The sequence below is a fragment of the Sulfuricurvum sp. genome (assembly GCF_031427015.1).
Taxonomy (GTDB): domain Bacteria; phylum Campylobacterota; class Campylobacteria; order Campylobacterales; family Sulfurimonadaceae; genus Sulfuricurvum.
Genome location: NZ_JASJOW010000003.1, coordinates 597,977 through 617,606, shown reverse-complemented (window position 1 = coordinate 617,606; position 19,630 = coordinate 597,977). Strand labels below are relative to the sequence as shown.

Here is a 19,630-nt window from a genome sequence, read left to right as displayed (position 1 = left end):
TTGATTCTTTATAGAAAAAGTATAAATAAGTAAAAATATTTCAATTTTAATCTAAGAGAACGGTTCGATTTTTTCCCTCTTCTTTAGCACGATACAGTGCATCGTCTGCGCGGGAAATTAGAACATCATAGGTATCACCTGCATGATGCATAGTGGCTCCTACACTTACGGTCATTTTGATTGTTTTTCCGGAATATATCAGATGGCTTTGTTCGATTTTAGAGCGAATCTTATCGGCTACGATAAAAGCTTGTTCTTTATCACATCGATTTAATACCACCGTAAACTCTTCTCCGCCGTAACGATACACTTTGTCACCGCTTCGAAGGACGGATTTGATACTTTGCGCAAAAAAATAAAGGACTTTATCTCCTGCGACGTGTCCGTGTTTATCATTAAGAGATTTAAAATTATCGGCATCAATCATCAGTAGTACTAAGGGGAGCTCTTTATTCTTGCCTGCTTTAATAGCAGACGTTAAATCTTCGATTAAACCTTTACGGTTGGTTACTTTTGTAAGTGGATCAATGGTGAGTTCTGAAATGGTTTCTTGTAACTCCGCGGTTAATTCGTCAATCTTCTTCTGCGCTTTTTTGAGTTCCAAAGACATGTTTTTCCCAAGTTCACTGAGCCCGTCAACAAAAGTAATACAACGTTCTATACCATCTTCGGAGGCTTTGCTAATATAATTTTCCTGTAATGTAGCAACGTGTGAAATATCCGCATGGCTTTCGATAAACGAGGCGATAGAGCGCTGGGCAAGGTCAAGGTATCGGGCTAAATTATCATGGGACTCAAGTAAGAGATCATTTCTATCACCCATTTTTTTTCCTCATTATTTTCTAGGGGTGATTGTAGCATTTTTCAGCTCATTTGTAGATGGAACAGGTCTTAAGAGTTGGAGGGACGAATGGCAACACTAAAATTATAGGCCTTGGCGTATATTTGATAAAGTTTTTCAGCGGTGAGATTGATTTTCGGTGCTAAATTTTCGATAAGAATTTGGATTTGGTCTGTTTTTTCAAGCTTCTCGGTAATGAGTAATAATTTTCCTAAATACCCTTCACGTTTCAGCAACGCACTGATGATAGGTTGCCCGAGATGAATCTTTTCAATAATTTCAGCCATGCTAAGATGTAAGTAGGCATCGATAAGGGAGAGGCTTCCCGTTAAAAATGCTTCATCTTCAAGCGCAGGTTTACCTAACGCTATTACCAGTTCACGCATCATATTCGCTCGAAATTTTGCGGCATCGACAATAGCTTCTTGAAACATCTGCTCTTGTGCACCGGAATAGAGGAACAGTCCGAGCCATGAACGCAGCCGTGAGGGGCCAAGAAGGTTGAGTATTTGTTTAATACTCGTAATTTCCTGCCTAAAAGAAAATTCAGCCGAGTTTATATAGCGTAAAAGATTAAAGGTCAGTTCCGGATAGAATGAAAATTTTTCACTTACCGTATTGATATCATTGGTAGTGTATAACGTGTTAATGATGTCGATGGCATTAATAACGGAAGGTTCAATTTTAACTCCGCTGATGACAGTCGGTTTTTCAAAAAAGTAGCCCTGAAAATAAGAAAAGCCTGCTTTTTTACACTCCTCAAATATCTCTATATTTTCTACTTTTTCTGCTAATAGCTTAACATTTAGAGAGCTGAACTCCGAGGCGATAGCTTCGATACTCATAGCCATAGGTGCCAGCAAATCTATTTTTATAACATCAACATAGGGAAAAAGAGGTTTGAAATATTCGATATTTTCAGATTCACAGGAAAAATCATCTAAGGCAAAGCGGTATCCGAGCTCGTGAAGCTGACGTATTTTTTCAACTACTTCCGGAGTAACTTTCGTATATTCTAAAATTTCAAAAACAAATTTGGATTTAGGGAGAGATAAAAAAACATCACTGAGTATAATTTGTTCGTCTACATTGATATAACCTGTTTTCGTACCGATGATAGAAGAGAGACCGATATTATGGATAAGATTGATGATAACCCGTGCCGTGGCATTGGCATTGTTAGAGAAAACAGCACCGCTTGATTCGTGCGTACTGCGATAAAGAAGCTCATAGGATACACATTTTCCATCTTTATCGAATATAGGCTGCCTTCCGATAAAGATATCTGTTTCAATCATGCTAATACCTAAAATAGTTTTTCAATGTTTAATACTATATAGTAGGTATTATACACTGAAATTTTAGATTTTATTTATATTTTCTGTTAATTGAGCCCTTGTGAACTGTAAACATTACGCGGGTTCCAGAGAATCCATCCACAACTGCCGAACGCTTCACTGGCGGCAATCTGCTCACGAATTTCTTTGGCTCCGTAGATACGGCGATCAAACGCATAATCACGAAACGCTTGTAACCATGGACGATAGGCCAACGGGGAGGTTCCCGATTTTTCAAGCGCTTTATCAAGAGATTGTTTGACCACTTCATAATTAGCTTTTACAGGATCGGGATGCCCCGGAATACCTGCATTAAAACCTGAGGGATAGAGCATCGGAGAGAGATAGTCGACATACGGTGAAAGGGCATCGACACGCTGACCGATCTCGATATCGGCATTATGCCAGCTGACGTATCCGAAAATATCGGCAGAAATAAAGACGTTGTACGGGGTTAAACGCGTACGTGCCGCTTCCAAAAAGCCTGAAATGGCTTTGACCCGTTCCGCTTGTGTATTTTCGACGGAAAATTTTACCCCTTTCGCATCGGGAAAACGGACGTAGTCGAATTGAATTTCATCAAAACCCGCTTTAGCGGTCTCTTCAGCGATGGAAATCATATAATTCCATGCATCTTTACGGGAAGGATCGATCCAGTAGAGCCCCTCTTTATCTTTAAAGAGGCTTCCGTCACTTTTACGAACACCCCATTGAGGGTAGGCTGTAATAAGGGGGGTGTCTTTAAACGTAACGATACGTGCTATAGAGTAAATACCCTCTTTTCGAAGCTCGGCGGTGAATTTTTTTATATCTTTAAACAAAATCAACTCTTGTGCACCGATTTTGTTTGCTATTGCATTGTTGGTAGCAAAAGCAATTTGACCGCGATCCATTTTAATATCGATTACCAGAGCATTAATCTCGGTATTTTTAATAATGTCTTTGGCATTTCCCATAATCTTTCCGTGAGTAGCACCGAAACTTGAGAGGTAGAGCGCTTTTGGTTGAAAAGGTTCTAAGAATATTTTTCCGCCGCTTTTGTAAAATTTACGTTCGTAACCGATTGCACGTGCTCCGATAATAGGAGACTTCGGAACTTTAAATGTTCCGTTAGAATCTGTACGATACTCATTTTTACCTGAGATAATAATAGCATTTGGAATAGGTTTTTTGGTTGTTTTGTCCAACACGGTACCGATCATACTCGATCCCCATGTTAGTGTAGCTAATGTTACTAAAAGCGTTAATGCTTTCACTCTGTTCTCCCTGTTGAATCAATTGCGGTATCGTAGCAAAAAATAGTCCATAATGGGGAGGTTTGAAGCGATAAAATGTTAATATATATTAATACACTACCAAAAAGGTAATATCTACGATGTCATTTACGACTTTAGGGCTTAGTGCCCATCTGCTCGAAACTCTTTCCGAAAAAGGGTACACCGAAGCGACTCCGATTCAAACACAGATTATCCCGCTCATTTTGCGTGGGCGTGATGTTCTCGGAGCTGCACAAACAGGAACGGGTAAAACGGCTGCATTTGCCCTCCCGATCATCCAAAAACTAAACAGTGCAACTGAAGCTAAACAAGCGAGTGCACGTGCTCTCGTGATTGTTCCGACGCGTGAGCTTGCTTCTCAAGTCGCATCAGCGATTGAATCGTATGCACAGGGACTTGAACTTAACTGTATCGCCCTTTACGGCGGAGCCAATATGGCGCGTCAGGCCAAAGAATTAGGAGAAGGGGTCGACATCATCGTTGCCACTCCGGGACGGTTGATTGAGCTGAACAAACAAGGGCATGTTCCGTTGTCACGGATTGAGTTTTTAGTATTTGATGAAGCCGATACGATTTTTGATATGGGATTTATCCGTGAAGTGGGGCAAATCATCGATCTTCTTCCACTGAACCGACAAAATATGCTTTTTTCGGCAACGATGACCCCTGCGGTAAAACAGCTAAGTGAAAAGATTCTCAAAAAACCGCTTTTGGTGGAAGTCGATAACCTCAAAGCCGCCGATATGACCCTACGACAAGTGGTTCATCCGGTTGAAAAAGAGCGTAAAAAAGAGCTGTTATCCTTTTTAATCGGTTCTAATAACTATCCTCAGGTTCTCGTCTTTACCCGAACCAAGGCTGAAGCGGATGAAGTAAGCACTGAACTGAACGCCAGCGGTTTAAAAAATGTCGTTATCCACGGCGATAAAAAACACGGTGCACGCGATCGTGCTCTCACTGAATTTAGAGAAGGCTCTGCCCGAATTCTCGTTGCGACCGATATTGCGGCGCGAGGACTAGATATCGAGGGATTGGATGTCGTCATCAACTATGATATCCCTCATGTCAGCACCGATTATCTCCACCGCATCGGACGGACGGGACGTGCGGGGAATGAGGGTCTCGCTATCACGCTTCTCTCCTCTGCTGAGCATATTTCATGGTCAAAAATCATCACAATGCTCGGTAAAAACGTCGAGACGATCTTGGTGAGCGGATTTGAACCCCCAGCCGATAATGCACTGGTAAAAACACGGGGTAAAAGTCTCTCCAAAGAGGGAGAAAAAAAAGAAAAAACAGCCGGAGCGTTCGGGAACAAGCGTAAAAAAGCTCCTGTTCAGCCGAAATTCGTCGGGAAGCGCGGCCCTCGCGTCGCACGTGAAGAATCTATAGACAAAGGAAGCACTTCAGCTCGTGGAAGCGCTTTTGGCAATACCAAAAAACCATCACCGAAAAAATCGGGCGGACGGGGGAGATAATCTCTCCTATCACAGAAGTTTGTTATGTTAGAAATTTCAAATTCTCTCACCATCCCCGACTCTGAGATCGAGATAACCGCTATCCGTTCTCAGGGAGCGGGTGGACAAAATGTCAACAAAGTCTCTACTGCGATACACCTCCGCTTCGATATCAATGCCTCAAGTCTTCCCGATTTTTACAAAGAACGCCTCCTTGAGATCACCGACCACCGCATTACCAAAGACGGTGTTATCAACATTAAATCCCAAGAATCACGCTCGCAGGAAGAGAATAGAGAAGGGGCGTTGGAGAGGCTCAAAGAAATCATCAAAAGCGTCACCATTGTTCAGAAAAAGCGCCGCCCGACTAAACCGACCCGCAACTCACAGAAGCGACGGATGGACAGTAAGACGAAGCATGGGAATATTAAGAAGATGCGGGGGAAAGTGGATAAAGGGGAGGGGTGAACTAGGATGCGAAATAACTCTGTGCTACAATCACACGAATAAAACCACCTCTACAGGATTTCTTATGAGCGCTATCGATTTCTCATCACTACCCCATACTCCCTGCTATATCTGCGAAGAGGCTCTTTTAGAGAAAAACCTTCAAGTGATGGAGCGGGTACAGAGGGAATCGGGTGCAAAGATCATCCTCGCTCTCAAAGGGTTTGCGATGTGGTCGACGTTTCCCCTCGTGGCGAAATATCTTCAAGGGTGTACCGCCAGTGGACTCCATGAGGCCAAGCTCGCACGTGAGAAGATGAATAAAGAGGTACATACCTATTCACCTGCATTCAAAGATGAAGATATAGATGAAATCGCTCGTATCAGCGATGACATCGTATTTAACTCCCCCTCACAGTTTCACCGCTATGTTGAGCGGGTCAAAGCGATAAATCCAAATATCTCCGTATCACTCCGTGTCAATCCCGAATACTCCTCTAGCCCCGTTGATCTTTACAATCCGTGCGGACTTTACAGCCGTCTGGGGACGACGTTAGCTAATTTCGATGATTCGATTGTCTCAAAACTTGACGGACTTAATTTTCATGCGTTATGCGAACAAAACGTAGATGCGCTAGAGGGAGTTTTGGAAGCGTTTGAAGCGAAATTCGGCCAGTATATCGACGGAATGAAATACGTCAATTTCGGAGGAGGGCATCATATCACCCGTAGTGATTACGATGTCGATCGTCTGATCGAGGTGATTCGTGCGTTTAAAGCGCGACATAACGATATCACCGTCTATCTCGAACCGGGTGAAGCCATCGGATGGCAGACAGGGCCGTTGGTCGCGTCGGTGCTTGATATCGTCCATAACGGGATGGATATAGCTATTCTCGACACCTCTGCCGAAGCCCATATGCCCGACACTCTCGCGATGCCGTACCGCGCTATGATTCGTGGCTCAGGAGAAGCGGGAGAGAAAGCATATACGTACCGTTTCGGCGGTAACACGTGTCTGGCAGGGGATATTATGGGGGATTATTCGTTCGATGAACCGCTCAACGTTGGTGATAAGATCATTTTTGAAGATCAAATTCATTACACATTTGTGAAAAATACGACGTTTAACGGAATTAAGCTTCCATCGCTGGCGATCTGGACAAAAGAGGGGAAACTCGAGATGGTTCATGAATTCGGCTATGAGGATTATCGCAACCGTTTATCGTAGTGGAATAATTACCTTTTTGTAAGGGCGGTGGCGAGTGCTTCGGCAATGATTTCATAAGACTCCAGAACAGAAGCCATCTGTTCTAGATAGGTTTGCAGCGATTTTTTCTCATAATCGAGTTTTCTTTGGCGTCGCGTGAGCTCACTCATTTTATTGGCAATGCGGTTTTTACAAAGATCGACCTGATTGGTAGTTTTTTTCTTTAATTCAAACAGTTCCGTCTGATGATAATTGAGTCTATTGACTTGTGATTTTAGGGAGAGTGCTTCTTCGGGGGTTGCTCCCCTTTGATTCTTTACTTTTAGGATCGCCGCATCATTTTCATTAATCGTATCTTGCAGATCGGTTAATTTATCTTGAATAATATCTTTATTATTTTTTTCGGTCGTCAATTCCAAGAGACACTGATTCAACTCTTCTTCTACAACTGATATAGACTCTCTTTGAGAGACAATTTTTTGTTTGACTTGTTTGTATTGCATCATAACGGAGATTATAGAGCTGTAGTTCCATTTTTGTTGTTTTGAATCGATAATAGCGTATTTTTGAATTTTATTACCGTTAGTGTCAATAACAATTTCATCGGAAAAATATTTGATAAATGCTTCGGCATTTTTATCCCGTTTTTCAATAAAATGCAAAAGATTTTTCGCCGTATAGATGAAAATTCGGTGAAAGTGCTGTCGTAAAACGTATCCGGTGAACCCCTCGATTCTTTTTCTATCTTCTTCATTTATGATTTCAAGTAAAAGAATCTCAATCATAGAACGGAAAACGGGTACAAAGGTTCGGGTAAACGTGATATTATCAATCACCCCAAAGTTTAGTTTTTCTGCGATAACTTCTCCTAAAATCGGTTCAATATGGGTCCATGCACCTTCTGGAAAATAGGAGTTGTACATAGCTTCCATGAGTTCTACCGATTCACCGCCGAATCGTTTATCGACACCGTCGGGAAGTTTTTTAGGGGGAGTGTAATGACGTATCGTTATACGACCGCGTAAAAAAAAGATAATATCTCGAGGATCGAGGTTGAATATCTTGTCGATTTGTTGCCGAGTTATTTGGCGTACCGTATCATGATTATCGTCAAATTTAAGATAATTTTGACATATAGGTTCACGAATATTTTCCGGAATAGAGACCAAATAAGGGAGTGGGGAAAAATCAGATTTTTTCTCAAGTACATCGAGCAAAAGGACGTTGTTTTGATGAAGCATACGATCATATGCTTCAGGTTTTGAGGGATATATAAAATTCTTTTTTAGAGCAAAAGAAGAAAAGGTTATTTGCAGATCAATCTCTTGGTAGCTTTTGGCAAAATATTTGACCAGTGCTTTTCGAATGGCCCCTTTTTTATCATTAAAAAGTGATTCGTCATCTCCGATTTTTAACATTTTAAGAAGTGTTTTATACTGCTCTGTCGTATAGTCGAGTGCGTATAAATGTTTTGGTAAATTTTTATCAAGGATCGTGACAATCTCAGAAATAATACGAGGATTCAAAACGCGCCCTTTTTTCTCATATTGAACGTTATTGCGGCAGATATTGCGTTATTGTAACTTAATAAAGAGGCTTTATTTTGGTAAGCGATATCAAATGCCGTTCCATGGTCGACAGAAGTCCGTATAATGGGTAAACCGAGAGAGATATTGATCCCCTCATCAAAATAAAGCGCTTTGAGAGGTGCAAGACCCTGGTCGTGATACATCGCCGCAATCATCGAATAGCGCTCTCGAAAGTGGGGGGTAAAGGCGATGTCGGGGACGATAGGCCCTATAAAAACTTCTTGACCTAACGTCTCATTAGCCCTTTGGATAGCCGCTTCGATAAAACGCTCTTCATTTCCCAGCACTCCGTGATCCCCTGCATGGGGATTTAACCCTAATACGGCTATGGGTGTATGTTCGGTAGTTTGATGGAGTTGAAGTAAAAAAGAGACTAAGGGATCGATTTGTATGTATTTGGCTACTTCACGTAGGGGAATGTGCTCGGTGTAGAGGGCAACATAGAGTTTATTACATCCGAGCATCATAATGGCATCGGATTGGAAGATGTCACGTAATGCGTCGGTATGTCCCACGTAATGGATTCCTGCCATCATCCATGCCTCTTTGTGAATAGGTAGGGTAACGATAGCATCAACATGATTGTTTTTGGCCAGTTCAACAGCCGCGATAAACGAGTCATAACTGTATTGACCGCTTTGTGCGGATACTTTTCCGGCTTCGATAACAAATTCCCCTGAAACATTGAAGATCTGAAAATCATTGGGGATTTGGGTATGTAATAAATTTGCGGCTTGATGTGCCATGGTATAGTTAATACAATAGAGCGGATTGCAGAGTTGCTTAATCGTATTATGGGCTTTAAGAATGATCTCAAATCCGACACCGTTAAGATCCCCTACGCTGATAGCGATACGTTTTAACGTTGGCATAATGCTTTCATATCCGATACGGCGGTAGCTAATCCGGTAAAGACCGACCTAGCGATGATACTCTGACCTATGTTGAGTTCTTCAATGGTGTCGATATGGACGATGGGGAGAATATTTTGGTAATTTAGCCCGTGACCTGCCGCGACTTTTAATCCGAGTGAACGGGCATAATTCGCCGCATCGACAAGTTCACCGTATGCATTTTCCAACAGATTGTCCAAATCATGTCGAGAGAGGTTTTTCATTGACTCGATTGCATGATGGGAATGGGGTAATGCACTGTGGCGCATAGCATAAAGATTTGCATAGCTTCCGGTATGGAGTTCTACCCACTCGGCACCGAGACGCTCCGAAGCTTCGATTGCTTCACGTGTCGGATCGATAAAGAGGGAAACATCGATTTCATGCTCTTGCAGTTGTTGGATAGCATCGGCTATTAAATTGAAATTTCCGATAACATCCAATCCCCCCTCGGTGGTTACCTCTTGCCGTTTCTCAGGGACGAGGGTAGCTCTGTGGGGACGAAGAGCACAGACGATATTGATGATAGAGGGTTCAATAGCACACTCAAGATTAACCGGAAGCGGCGAGCTTGCAATGATTTTGCGGGCATCATCGTCGTGGATATGACGACGATCTTCTCTCAAGTGAATCGTGATTTGATCCGCACCGCTTTGGGCACAAACTGCTAATGCCATGAGCGGATCGGGATCGTTTATTTTACGCGCTTCCCGTAAGACCGCGATATGGTCGATATTGACTCCGAGTGTCATTTTAGCTTTGGCGACGTGCATAAAAATCCTTTTTGAATTCAACAAATTTTCCCGCTAAGATCGCTTCGCGTGCTTGACGTACCAGCCACAGATAGTAGTGGAGGTTATGGAGTGATGCAAGGCGAAAATAAGTCAGTTCTTTGGATCGGAAGAGATGGTGCAAATACGCACGGCTGTAACGGCGGCATGTGTAGCACTGACAATCAGGATCAATCGGTTGCGCATCGTATTTATAGATAGCCCCTTTGATATTAACTTTGCCGAACGTCGTAAAAAGGGTACCGTTACGGGCATTGCGGGTTGGCATGACACAGTCGAACATATCGACTCCCCGTTCGATGTTTTCGACTAAATCCTCAGGGGTTCCGACTCCCATAAGATAACGTGGTTTATCGTGAGGCATGAGCGGTGTCGTGTGTTCTACCGTATCGTACATAAGATTATTCGCTTCTCCGACGGAGAGCCCTCCGATGGCAAATCCGTCATAATCCATTGCGCACAGTTCTTCGGCCGATTGGGTACGAAAATTGAAATCCGTTCCCCCTTGGATAATAGCAAAAATATTTTGGTTTACACCGATCCCTTTGGTTTGGTTATTACGATGGTAATCAATCGACTGTTGCGCCCATTGGGTTGTTCTTTGAATCGAGGTCTTTATACGCTCTTGGGTTGCTGGTAGTGCCACGAGATCATCAAGAATCATCATAATATCGCTGTTCAGATTGTTTTGGATGTCGATCACTTTTTCAGGGGTAAAAAAATGCTTTGAACCGTCGATGTGACTGCGAAATTCGATTCCCGATTCGGTCGGTTTGGAGATGTCGCTGAGGCTGAATGCTTGAAATCCGCCGCTGTCGGTCAAAAAGCTATTCGGATAAGTGGTGTAGTCGTGCAATCCGCCAAACTTTGCTACCGTTTCATCTCCGGGACGGAGGTACATATGATAAGTATTGGCTAAAATAATTTGAGTATCTAAAAGCTCCGTCATATCGGCCATATCAAGTGCTTTGACACTCCCGACTGTTCCCACCGGCATAAAAATAGGGGTTTGAATGGTTGAATGTGCCGTGGTAATGGTGCACGCTCTGGCATTGCCGCACGTAGCATCGACGTGAAATTGCATAAATGACCTTATTTTTTTTTGTTATTTTAGCGCATAACGAGCCGTTTGGACAACCCAATTTTGCTATAATATTAAAAATACTATTAATTAGGATTATAAATGAGCATTGAACACTCCCTTGCAGCCTTTGAAAAAGCCCAAAATCTTATCCCCGGCGGTGTAAACTCCCCCGTACGTGCCTTTAAAAGCGTCGGTGGAATTCCCCGTTTTATCGCACAGGGTGAAGGCGGTTATTTAATCGACATCGATGAAAATCGTTACGTCGATTATGTTCAGAGCTGGGGGCCGCTTATCTTCGGACATCGTGATGAGTCTATCGAAAATGCCGTAATCGAAGCGGTCAAACACGGTCTTAGTTTCGGTGCTCCTACCGAAGCGGAGAACGATTTGGCAGAACTTATTATCTCTATTTATGACTCAATCGAGAAAATTCGCTTTGTGAGTAGCGGAACCGAAGCGGTGATGAGTGCCATCCGTTTGGCTCGGGGATTTACGGGGCGTGATGATATCGTTAAATTCACGGGATGCTACCACGGTCACAGTGACGCACTTCTTGTTCAAGCAGGTTCAGGTGCCGTGACATTCGGAACTCCGAGTTCACCGGGTGTTCCTGCTGATTTTACGAAACATACGTTGTTGGCGGAATACAACAATATCGAGAGTGTTAGAGCGTGCTTCAAAGATAGTCCGGGGATCGCGTGTGTGATCATCGAGCCGATTGCAGGAAATATGGGACTCGTTCCCGCGACCAAAGATTTTCTGGCTGAACTGCGCGCCGTGTGTGACGAATACGGCGCATTGCTGATTTTTGACGAAGTAATGAGCGGTTTCCGCGCATGTCTGCACGGAGCGGAGAGTATCACGGGAACCAAACCTGATTTGGTAACACTGGGTAAAGTGATCGGTGGGGGTATGCCGGTTGGTGCTTTCGGAGGTCGTCGTGAGATTATGGCACATCTCTCTCCTGAGGGGGGAGTCTATCAAGCGGGAACCCTCAGCGGGAACCCCGTAGCGATGGCGGCAGGATTGGCTTCGATCCATAAACTCAAAACCAATGCACGTGTATTTAGTGTCCTCGAAGCGCGTGCTGTGCGTTTGATGAGCGGTTTTGCGGAAGCGGCAGCGAAACATAATATCGGATTACAAACCGATGTCCGAGGGTCAATGTTCGGATTTTTCTTCTCCGATGATTCAGTCGGCAATTTTGCTGAAGCGTTGAAAAGTGATACGGCACGTTTTGCCTGTTTTCATGCGGCAATGTTGGATGCGGGATTTTATTTTGCGTGCTCGCAGTTTGAGACGGGCTTTATCTCCACCGCAACGACCGATATGATGATCGAAGAGACGATTGCTGCGGCGGATAAAATTTTTGGAGAGATGCAATGAGTGCAGAAGAGGAAAAACCGAGACTAAAACCGATCATCGAGGGGGCTGAAACACTTTCACTTGGCATTTCGATGGTAGTTGCTATCTTGATCGGTGTGGCGATAGGATTAGGGCTTAAAAAACTGACAGGTATCACGTGGCTTTTATGGGTAGGTGTCGCTATCGGTATTTTAGCGGCACTATTAAATATCTACAAAGCCTACAGCAAGCAATACAAAGAGTTCGAAAAGTTGGCGAAAGATCCACGCTACAATATGGGTAAATCCCAAAAAGATGACGATGACGATGATGAGGACTAAAAATGTTTAGTTTTCTAGTCGCGATGATCTCCTCGATGCTGATTGTTACGGGGTCACTCTACTCTTACCGCAATATGATTCAAAGCCGTGTCGGGGAGGTTAATGTAGACGATGTCAAAGACAGTATCGATATGATGGATGATCCGTATGATTTGTACGAAGAGGAACGCGAATCAGAGATAACCGATATAAAAGAGATGATTAAAGAGGAAAAAGCGCGTCAAAAGAGCAATATTATCGAAAATACGACCAAAAATGTATCGGCTATGGTCTCTGTCTATCGATTAATACCGTATGCTTTTTTGATACTCGGATTTATTGGACTTGAAAATGCTCATGCTTTGAACATAATACCCTATCTTCTGGGTTTAGCGGCAGGGATACCCGTCGGATATCTAATCTCTAAAAAACTATTTATTTCACAATCATAGGGACATTGATTGTGATTTTATTCTCTTTTTGATCAACGAAGAGATTGTTCTCTTCGGCTAAATGGGTAATTTCCGGTAAATATTTTCGAGTAATCGTATCGGCAGAGATCTCAATAGAGAAGAGGGAATATTTCTCCCCTTCGAACTTGATATGTTCACCGACACGGAAAAAGAGTCTTGTAAGAATTTTTTCATTGCCGTTCATAGAGATATAAATTTTATTAAGCAGTTTGATAAAAATTTCGGTGTGAAGACGAATTTCTGGAATAGTCGGATCAAGTTCTTTTGGATATTTCGTAGAAGAGCCGATTGAATTGGAACTGATACACAAATCGATTAACGTATAAACATTGACTAACTGACCGTTCGGTTTTTGGGCGGTAAATTGGAAAGAGGGGAGCTGATAAAGTCGGATACCGATTTTTTCTTCATCTTCATACCCGACGGTAATACCAAAAAATTTAAAACGGCCGAATTCAAGTTCTAAAAAAGTGGTTTTAAATCCGAAGGAAGAATTGGCGTACGTAGTCGCAATTTTATAGATAGCGGAAGCTTCAATTGCGCCGAGGAGGTATTGTGCCTCGGTATTGAGCGATACGATTTTTCCGCCGGAGTTAAAAAGTATAAATGGATTAAAATCGTATTCAATCCATTGCTGATCGAATGTCATCAGTCCTCGATATAATTTTTGAGTTTACGACCCACTTTAGGGTGTTTAAGTTTTTTGATCGCACTGGATTCGATCTGACGGACACGCTCACGGGTAACGTTAAGCTCTTTACCGATCTCTTCAAGGGTACGGTCACTCTCATCATCCATGATTCCGAAACGCATTTTGATTACCGCTTTTTCACGTTCATTGAGCTGTTCAAGAACACTTTCGATTTGAACTTTTAAATCATCTTTCAAGATAGCATCAGACGGTGAAAGTGACATTTTGTCTTCGATAAAATCACCGAAACGGCCATCTTCTTCATTCCCGATAGGGGCTTCAAGCGAGATAGGCTCTTTGGTAATTTTGATGACGTTTTTAACTTTCTCAACTGACAAGCCTACTTCTTCAGCGATGGTTTCGACATCCGGCTCTTTTCCGTGTTCTTGGAGATGTTTACGCATAATTTTATTAATACGGTTGATCGTCTCGATCATATGGATCGGGATACGGATGGTACGCGCTTGGTCTGCGATAGCGCGGCTGATCGCCTGACGGATCCACCATGTCGCGTAGGTCGAAAACTTGTACCCTTTTTGGTATTCGAATTTATCGACCGCTTTCATCAATCCGATATTTCCCTCTTGGATCAAATCCAAGAACGGTAGACCACGGTTGGTATAACGTTTCGCGATGGAGACAACGAGACGGAGGTTCGATTTCGCCATACGGGTTTTAGAAACTTCCGAAATATTTTTACCCCGTTTGATTTGTTCCAAAATATCGGCCAGTTTGTCCGGCTCCATATTGAAGCCCCCTTTGGAAGCCTCTTTGGTCTGGATCAGTTTTTTGATCTCCATATAGGTGCTTACCATTGTTGCTTCAGGAACTTTGGTTGAAATCTCTTCTTTGGTCAAATCGCAAATTTTGTTCAAAATCAATGTGTGATTCTTTTTAAGTTGATCGTTAAAAAGAGGGAGTTTGTACTCAAGACGTTTCAACTCGCGATCAAACCCCTCATCACTGCGTAAGGCTGTTTCCATCGAACGGACAAGCTCATTGATAAGTTTTGAGGTTGGTCCAAGATCAAGCAACGCTTCTTTAAGCATTTTTTTCTTGAAACTGACGTTTAGGAAAAAGAGAACATATTCCGCATCCATATCATCAATCGGACGCTCATCTAACATTTTCTCAGTCGCTTTAACCCACTCTTTTTTTGCTTTTTCGAGTGCTTTAAAGCTGGTTACCACTTTTTCTACCCGTTTTTTATCTTTGAGCGACGGGGCTTTTTCATTCGTTTCTTCTTCATCAGCATCATCATCGCTATCGTCATCGCTCTCTTCTTCTTCTGCCTCTTCAAAACTTTTGAAAAGTTCTTTTACACGGCGTTCACGGTTGATAAGCGGATCTTTGTAATCAAGGATAAAATCGATCAAATACGGGACGGAACAGATCGCATCGATAATAATCCCTTCCCCCATCTCCATACGTTTGGAGATTTCAACTTCTTCTTCTTTAGTAAGAAGGGGAATTTGACCCATTTCACGTAGGTACATACGTACGGGAGAATCCGAACGTGACCACTCAAGAAGTTCGTGTTGTTTGAGAATGTCAAACTCATCACCGCTTGCTTCTTCAATGTATTTAAGCTGAGCGGCACGTTTGGCCGCCGCTTCTTGTTGATTGAGCATCTTGGCATGCTCTGAAGAGGTAAAAAGGCAGATTTTATGTTTTTGTGCCAGTTTTAGGATATTTTTCGCTTGTGCAAGGGTGGGTTGCTTGTCAAAAGGATCAACAATTGTTTCATAGGTGAGACAATTTTTGGATTTATGTTCGGTAAATAGGGTTTCGAGATGTTTATTTAGATCTTTGACACTCATACGAGGAGGACTCCCTTAACGTTAAAAAGAGGTGGATTATACCGAAATTTTTCTTAAATAGCTTACGATACTTTTTATTTTGAGAATATTTATACTGTGGAACACTTGTTGCTATCAAAGTCTCAATACTCCACAAGGATGATAAATGCAGACCGGATATTATGCGGCGACAGGCGGGATGGTAGCGCAGTTTAATCGTATGGATACGATTGCTTCCAATCTTGCTAACGCCAATACGGCAGGGTATAAACGGGATCAATTGATCACGGGTGATTTTGCACGTTTATTTAAAACGGTACAAAGTGAGCTTCCGATTGCCAACCATACGGAAGAGGCAGCACAATATTTTAACCGCTCATTAAGTAGAGTGCCGCAAATTACTGATTCCTATACCGATCATACTTTGGGAGCAATGCAACGCACGGATAATACCTTTGATATGGCACTTTCTAAAGAGGGACAATTTTTCGCGGTTCAGACACCGCAGGGGATTCGCCTTACTCGTGATGGAACTTTTACTATTAACGATGAAGGCAAATTGGTAAATAAACAGGGGCATGAAGTTCTCTCTGCCGATAAAACACCGATTACGTTTACTCCGCAAGACAGTGTTATTACGATTGACAAAAATGGTCAAGTTTCAACCAATGTGCCCGGTACGACTCAAATGGTAGCCAACAAAAAACTTTTGGTTATTGAACCGCAAAATATCCGAGACCTAAATAAAGAGGGTGAAAACCTTTATATCCCTGATCCTGCCGATCCCCTTACCCCATTAGCGCAGAGCGGAAGTGTTATGCAGGGATTTGTTGAAAAGAGCAATGTTAATGCGGTCAATGAAATGATTGCACTTGTTGAAGCAAACCGTCTTGTCGGAATGTATCAAAAAGCGATGGATTCACAAATGAATGATCTAAACCGTGATGCGATTGAAAAACTCGCAGTAACACGTCGATAAGTTTAAGGAGATAAAACTATGATGCAATCACTCTACACCAGCTCTACCGGGATGCTGGCAATGCAAACTCAAATCGATACGACGGCGAATAATATTGCCAACGTTAACACCATGGGATACAAAAAGTCTCGTGCCGAATTTGCCGATTTGATGTACAAAGTAATGACGTATGCCGGAACCTCTACCAGTGATACGACCAAATCACCGACAGGGATTGAAGTGGGTCTAGGGGTTCGTCCTACCGCGATCAATAAAATCTTTACCGAGGGGAGTTTGAAGCAAACCGATAACACACTCGATACGGCGATTACGGGAAAAGGGTTCTTTAAACTCGAACTCCCTAACGGAACGGAAGTGTATACCCGTAATGGTTCATTTAAAATTGATGAAAACGGTACGATTGTAAACTCCGACGGCTATAAATTGGTTCCGGAAGTAGTTATTCCTGAAGATGCTATTAACATTAGTATCGGAACCGACGGTATCGTCAGTGTTACACAATCAGGTCAAGCACAGGCAACTCAAGTGGGACAAATTTCATTAACAAACTTTATTAATCCTGCCGGTTTGCATGCGATGGGAGATAACCTTTTTGTGGAGACCGACAGTTCAGGTCAGCCTGTTGAAGGGACTCCTGGGGTTGATGGATTAGGGAATATCCGACAAGGGTTTGTAGAACTTTCAAACGTTCAATTAGTCGTTGAGCTTACGGACCTGATTACGGGGCAACGTGCATACGATGCCAACTCAAAAGTCATTACGACCAGTGATGAAATGCTGGCAACCACCAATAGTCTTAAACGATAATATTGATTCATATTAAAATCCCTTTTTTCGGGATTTAAAACTCTTTCAACACATCTTTGCTATAATCCAATCAATTTTACGTACCATAGGATTTTTGATGCAAAAAATTGAAGGCAAAGTTTGGAATTTCGGTAAAGATATTGATACTGACTTGATTATCGCTGCCCGTTATCTCAATACCTCAGACCCGAAAGAACTGGCTAAACATGTCATGGAGGATGCAGATCCGACATTCGTGAATAAAATGGTTCCGGGTGACATCATCGTCGCCGATGAGAACTTCGGATGCGGCTCTTCGCGTGAACATGCCCCTATCGCACTTAAGGCTGCGGGAGTCGCCGCGGTTATCGCACCGACATTTGCCCGCATTTTTTACCGTAATGCGTTTAATATGGGATTGCCGATTCTTGAACTTCCCGAAAGCTTAGAGATTAAAGAGGGTGAATCGGTCAGTATTGATATGGATGCGGGAACCATCACAAATACGACGAATGGAAAAGTATATAACTTTATCCCTATCCCGCCGTTTATGCAAGAACTTATTGCCGCAGGCGGTTTGATGAATTATGCAGAAGCCGAAATTGCCGCTCAGGAGAAATAGTTGATGAAAAGTTATAATATTGCATTGATCAAAGGGGACGGAATCGGTCCTGAAATCGTTGACGAAGCGGTTAAAGTTTTAGATGCGGTTGCGGCATGTGAGAATTTAGAGTTTAATTACCAAGAAGCTCTTATGGGCGGATGTGCTTATGATGTAACGGGTGATCCTTTGCCGCAAGAGACCATTGATATCTCTTTAGCAAGCGATGCAGTCCTTTTTGGAGCTATCGGCGGAACAAAATGGGATACTCTTCCGCGTGAGAAACGCCCTGAGAGCGGGTTACTCCGTTTTCGTAAAGAGTTAGGAGTATTCGCTAACCTTCGTCCGGCTAATGTGTACGATGAACTCGTCAATGCCAGTTCATTGAAGCCTGAAATCGTCAAAGGGGTTGATTTGATGGTTGTTCGCGAGCTTATCGGCGGTATCTATTTCGGTGAACCGAAAGGGCGTGATGAGAATCGTGGATGGAATACGATGGTGTACACTCGTGATGAAGTGATCCGTATCGCTCACGTCGCGTTTAAAATCGCGATGGAACGTTCTAAACGTGTTTGCTCGGTGGATAAAGCGAATGTTTTGGATGTCAGCCAGCTTTGGCGTGAAGTGGTCGAAGAGGTTGCCAAAGAGTATCCGGAAGTAGAACTTTCTCATATGTATGTTGACAATGCGGCAATGCAGTTAATTCGTGATCCGAAACAATTTGATGTTATTCTGACCGGAAATATTTTCGGAGATATATTGAGCGATGAAGCAAGTATGCTCTCCGGTTCTATCGGCTTACTACCATCAGCTTCAGTAGGGGCTAAAATCGGCGTGTATGAGCCTATCCACGGTTCTGCTCCTGATATCGCGGGGCAGGGGATTGCTAATCCGATTGCAACCATTGCGAGTGCATCAATGATGCTCCGATTTGCGCTGGGAGAAAATCGTGCCGCAGATCGCATTGATTATGGGATTAAGCATGCACTGGCTGAAGGGTATCGTACCAAAGATATCGCGGGATTCGGTGCTAAAGAAGTTTGTTCAACCAGCGAGATGGGTTCTATCATCGCGAATTTTGCTGCAAAATGCAAACTTTAACTCTCGCAAATATTTACGAGCTTCAAGGGCTGAAAGAAGATGCTCTTGAAATTTACAAAGAGATTTTAAAAAAAGATCCCTCTAATGCCGATGCAAAAATTGCTATTCGCCGACTTTCCGGTATGCGTAAAAAGTTTTTAGGGGTTAATAATGAAATGAAAACTTTTTTCATTGAGATGGAAGAAGAGGCTGAATTTATTCAATTTGAAAGGTGGTTGTTGCGCGCATGGAACTAAAAGATGTCATTTTATCTACATTAGCCGAAATTGAAGAGTTATCCACGGTGTCGGAACCTGTTGAAAATACGGAAGTATTAAAAATAAAAGAAAAACCGATTCTTGCCCCTAAAGAAGAAATAATTCCTCAACACCCCAAGAGTGAGATTGTTCAAACCGTAATCGAAACAGTTCATGCCGTTCGTGATGATGAAGCTCGAATGCTTGAGGGGATCAGAGAACGGCTATTAGTCCTTTTTGAGGGATTCCAATCACCGAATAACAAACAAATAGAAGCTAAAGTCGATTTGACACTTAATTTTTTTGAATATCTGCTTGCTACCATCGATAACCGTTTAGAGACGATTAAAGAATCGTAAATACGCGTATAATTT

General features: G+C 42.7%; 21 protein-coding genes. 12 read left to right on the top strand and 9 right to left on the bottom strand.

The features are described from left to right. Nucleotides 1-46 precede the first annotated feature (46 nt). The 3 genes from RMO68_RS08410 to RMO68_RS08400 form a co-directional block, all read right to left on the bottom strand. The gene (locus tag RMO68_RS08410) at nucleotides 47-823 is read right to left on the bottom strand and encodes a GGDEF domain-containing protein (RefSeq protein WP_310440283.1); all 777 of its coding nucleotides are present in this window, start codon (nucleotides 821-823) and stop codon (nucleotides 47-49) included. 68 nt (nucleotides 824-891) lie between these two features. After that, a complete protein-coding gene (locus tag RMO68_RS08405) occupies nucleotides 892-2,139 on the bottom strand; it encodes an EAL and HDOD domain-containing protein (RefSeq protein ID WP_310440282.1) in 1,248 nt (415 codons plus the stop codon). 86 nt (nucleotides 2,140-2,225) lie between these two features. Beyond that, nucleotides 2,226-3,434: a putative glycoside hydrolase gene (locus RMO68_RS08400; protein ID WP_310440281.1), complete on the bottom strand. Its 1,209-nt coding sequence runs from the start codon at nucleotides 3,432-3,434 to the stop codon at nucleotides 2,226-2,228. A 119-nt stretch (nucleotides 3,435-3,553) separates the two neighbouring features. Between RMO68_RS08400 and RMO68_RS08395 the strand changes: the two genes are divergently transcribed. From RMO68_RS08395 to nspC, 3 genes are all read left to right on the top strand, one after another. Continuing rightward, the gene (locus RMO68_RS08395) at nucleotides 3,554-4,933 is read left to right on the top strand and encodes a DEAD/DEAH box helicase (protein ID WP_310440280.1); all 1,380 of its coding nucleotides are present in this window, start codon (nucleotides 3,554-3,556) and stop codon (nucleotides 4,931-4,933) included. A 24-nt stretch (nucleotides 4,934-4,957) separates the two neighbouring features. Continuing rightward, nucleotides 4,958-5,380: an alternative ribosome rescue aminoacyl-tRNA hydrolase ArfB gene (gene arfB, locus RMO68_RS08390; protein ID WP_310440279.1), complete on the top strand. Its 423-nt coding sequence runs from the start codon at nucleotides 4,958-4,960 to the stop codon at nucleotides 5,378-5,380. Between the two features lie 64 nt (nucleotides 5,381-5,444). Further along, the gene (nspC, locus tag RMO68_RS08385) at nucleotides 5,445-6,590 is read left to right on the top strand and encodes a carboxynorspermidine decarboxylase (RefSeq protein ID WP_310440278.1); all 1,146 of its coding nucleotides are present in this window, start codon (nucleotides 5,445-5,447) and stop codon (nucleotides 6,588-6,590) included. Nucleotides 6,591-6,598: 8 nt separating this feature from the next. Here the strand turns inward: nspC and RMO68_RS08380 are convergent, their stop codons facing one another. Genes RMO68_RS08380 through tgt form a run of 4 tightly spaced genes read right to left on the bottom strand, consistent with a single transcriptional unit; the run spans nucleotide 6,599 to nucleotide 10,926 of the window. Further along, nucleotides 6,599-8,095, bottom strand: a complete 1,497-nt coding sequence (locus tag RMO68_RS08380) for a hypothetical protein (protein WP_310440277.1) — start codon at nucleotides 8,093-8,095, stop codon at nucleotides 6,599-6,601. Beyond that, nucleotides 8,092-9,030, bottom strand: a complete 939-nt coding sequence (gene pdxA / locus RMO68_RS08375) for a 4-hydroxythreonine-4-phosphate dehydrogenase (RefSeq protein WP_310440276.1) — start codon at nucleotides 9,028-9,030, stop codon at nucleotides 8,092-8,094. Before pdxA ends, RMO68_RS08380 begins: the two co-directional genes overlap by 4 nt. Beyond that, nucleotides 9,018-9,803: a pyridoxine 5'-phosphate synthase gene (locus RMO68_RS08370; RefSeq protein ID WP_310440316.1), complete on the bottom strand. Its 786-nt coding sequence runs from the start codon at nucleotides 9,801-9,803 to the stop codon at nucleotides 9,018-9,020. Before RMO68_RS08370 ends, pdxA begins: the two co-directional genes overlap by 13 nt. 1 nt (nucleotide 9,804) lies before the next feature. Further along, entirely contained in the window at nucleotides 9,805-10,926 is a 1,122-nt protein-coding gene (gene tgt / locus RMO68_RS08365) for a tRNA guanosine(34) transglycosylase Tgt (RefSeq protein WP_310440275.1), read from the bottom strand. 99 nt (nucleotides 10,927-11,025) lie between these two features. Here tgt and hemL point away from each other — a divergent pair, with 99 nt between their 5' ends. From hemL to RMO68_RS08350, 3 genes are read left to right on the top strand one after another with little or no spacing between them, the layout of a single operon-like run. Further along, on the top strand, nucleotides 11,026-12,312 hold the full coding sequence (gene hemL / locus RMO68_RS08360; protein ID WP_310440274.1) for a glutamate-1-semialdehyde 2,1-aminomutase: 1,287 nt from the start codon (nucleotides 11,026-11,028) through the stop codon (nucleotides 12,310-12,312). Then, complete coding sequence (locus RMO68_RS08355) at nucleotides 12,309-12,611, top strand: AtpZ/AtpI family protein (RefSeq protein ID WP_310440273.1); 303 nt, start codon at nucleotides 12,309-12,311, stop codon at nucleotides 12,609-12,611. Before hemL ends, RMO68_RS08355 begins: the two co-directional genes overlap by 4 nt. Before the next feature lie 2 nt (nucleotides 12,612-12,613). Further along, a complete protein-coding gene (locus tag RMO68_RS08350) occupies nucleotides 12,614-13,042 on the top strand; it encodes a hypothetical protein (protein ID WP_310440272.1) in 429 nt (142 codons plus the stop codon). Here the strand turns inward: RMO68_RS08350 and RMO68_RS08345 are convergent. Then, nucleotides 13,026-13,712: a hypothetical protein gene (locus tag RMO68_RS08345; RefSeq protein ID WP_310440271.1), complete on the bottom strand. Its 687-nt coding sequence runs from the start codon at nucleotides 13,710-13,712 to the stop codon at nucleotides 13,026-13,028. The genes RMO68_RS08350 and RMO68_RS08345 overlap by 17 nt on opposite strands. Beyond that, nucleotides 13,712-15,574: an RNA polymerase sigma factor RpoD gene (rpoD, locus tag RMO68_RS08340; RefSeq protein WP_310440270.1), complete on the bottom strand. Its 1,863-nt coding sequence runs from the start codon at nucleotides 15,572-15,574 to the stop codon at nucleotides 13,712-13,714. Before rpoD ends, RMO68_RS08345 begins: the two co-directional genes overlap by 1 nt. Nucleotides 15,575-15,719: 145 nt before the next feature. On the opposite strand from rpoD, the gene RMO68_RS08335 reads away from it, so the two are divergent. The 6 genes from RMO68_RS08335 (at nucleotide 15,720) to RMO68_RS08310 (ending at nucleotide 19,615) form a co-directional block, all read left to right on the top strand. Continuing rightward, nucleotides 15,720-16,532, top strand: coding sequence for a flagellar hook-basal body protein (locus tag RMO68_RS08335; protein ID WP_310440269.1), 813 nt, complete (start codon nucleotides 15,720-15,722; stop codon nucleotides 16,530-16,532). 18 nt (nucleotides 16,533-16,550) lie between these two features. Beyond that, nucleotides 16,551-17,339, top strand: a complete 789-nt coding sequence (flgG, locus tag RMO68_RS08330) for a flagellar basal-body rod protein FlgG (protein WP_310440268.1) — start codon at nucleotides 16,551-16,553, stop codon at nucleotides 17,337-17,339. 97 nt (nucleotides 17,340-17,436) lie between these two features. Then, entirely contained in the window at nucleotides 17,437-17,940 is a 504-nt protein-coding gene (locus RMO68_RS08325; RefSeq protein ID WP_310440267.1) for a 3-isopropylmalate dehydratase small subunit, read from the top strand. A gap of 3 nt (nucleotides 17,941-17,943) precedes the next feature. Next, a complete protein-coding gene (leuB, locus tag RMO68_RS08320; RefSeq protein WP_310440266.1) occupies nucleotides 17,944-19,020 on the top strand; it encodes a 3-isopropylmalate dehydrogenase in 1,077 nt (358 codons plus the stop codon). Next, on the top strand, nucleotides 19,008-19,256 hold the full coding sequence (locus RMO68_RS08315; RefSeq protein ID WP_310440265.1) for a tetratricopeptide repeat protein: 249 nt from the start codon (nucleotides 19,008-19,010) through the stop codon (nucleotides 19,254-19,256). Before leuB ends, RMO68_RS08315 begins: the two co-directional genes overlap by 13 nt. After that, nucleotides 19,247-19,615 (top strand): CiaD-like domain-containing protein, encoded by a 369-nt coding sequence (locus RMO68_RS08310; protein WP_310440264.1) that lies wholly within the window; start codon nucleotides 19,247-19,249, stop codon nucleotides 19,613-19,615. The genes RMO68_RS08315 and RMO68_RS08310 overlap by 10 nt, the downstream gene beginning before the upstream one ends. Nucleotides 19,616-19,630: the final 15 nt, after the last annotated feature.

Excerpts from the sequence above, each read along its gene's own strand:
- flgG (WP_310440268.1), top strand. The coding sequence starts at position 16,551 with ATGATGCAATCACTCTACACCAGCTCTACCGGGATGCTGGCAATGCAA.
- RMO68_RS08410 (WP_310440283.1), bottom strand. The coding sequence starts at position 823 with ATGGGTGATAGAAATGATCTCTTACTTGAGTCCCATGATAATTTAGCC.
- RMO68_RS08405 (WP_310440282.1), bottom strand. The coding sequence starts at position 2,139 with ATGATTGAAACAGATATCTTTATCGGAAGGCAGCCTATATTCGATAAA.
- hemL (WP_310440274.1), top strand. The coding sequence starts at position 11,026 with ATGAGCATTGAACACTCCCTTGCAGCCTTTGAAAAAGCCCAAAATCTT.
- rpoD (WP_310440270.1), bottom strand. The coding sequence starts at position 15,574 with ATGAGTGTCAAAGATCTAAATAAACATCTCGAAACCCTATTTACCGAA.
- arfB (WP_310440279.1), top strand. The coding sequence starts at position 4,958 with ATGTTAGAAATTTCAAATTCTCTCACCATCCCCGACTCTGAGATCGAG.
- RMO68_RS08370 (WP_310440316.1), bottom strand. The coding sequence starts at position 9,803 with ATGACACTCGGAGTCAATATCGACCATATCGCGGTCTTACGGGAAGCG.
- RMO68_RS08395 (WP_310440280.1), top strand. The coding sequence starts at position 3,554 with ATGTCATTTACGACTTTAGGGCTTAGTGCCCATCTGCTCGAAACTCTT.
- RMO68_RS08315 (WP_310440265.1), top strand. The coding sequence starts at position 19,008 with ATGCAAACTTTAACTCTCGCAAATATTTACGAGCTTCAAGGGCTGAAA.
- nspC (WP_310440278.1), top strand. The coding sequence starts at position 5,445 with ATGAGCGCTATCGATTTCTCATCACTACCCCATACTCCCTGCTATATC.
- RMO68_RS08335 (WP_310440269.1), top strand. The coding sequence starts at position 15,720 with ATGCAGACCGGATATTATGCGGCGACAGGCGGGATGGTAGCGCAGTTT.
- pdxA (WP_310440276.1), bottom strand. The coding sequence starts at position 9,030 with ATGCCAACGTTAAAACGTATCGCTATCAGCGTAGGGGATCTTAACGGT.
- tgt (WP_310440275.1), bottom strand. The coding sequence starts at position 10,926 with ATGCAATTTCACGTCGATGCTACGTGCGGCAATGCCAGAGCGTGCACC.
- RMO68_RS08345 (WP_310440271.1), bottom strand. The coding sequence starts at position 13,712 with ATGACATTCGATCAGCAATGGATTGAATACGATTTTAATCCATTTATA.
- RMO68_RS08310 (WP_310440264.1), top strand. The coding sequence starts at position 19,247 with ATGGAACTAAAAGATGTCATTTTATCTACATTAGCCGAAATTGAAGAG.
- RMO68_RS08355 (WP_310440273.1), top strand. The coding sequence starts at position 12,309 with ATGAGTGCAGAAGAGGAAAAACCGAGACTAAAACCGATCATCGAGGGG.
- RMO68_RS08350 (WP_310440272.1), top strand. The coding sequence starts at position 12,614 with ATGTTTAGTTTTCTAGTCGCGATGATCTCCTCGATGCTGATTGTTACG.
- leuB (WP_310440266.1), top strand. The coding sequence starts at position 17,944 with ATGAAAAGTTATAATATTGCATTGATCAAAGGGGACGGAATCGGTCCT.
- RMO68_RS08325 (WP_310440267.1), top strand. The coding sequence starts at position 17,437 with ATGCAAAAAATTGAAGGCAAAGTTTGGAATTTCGGTAAAGATATTGAT.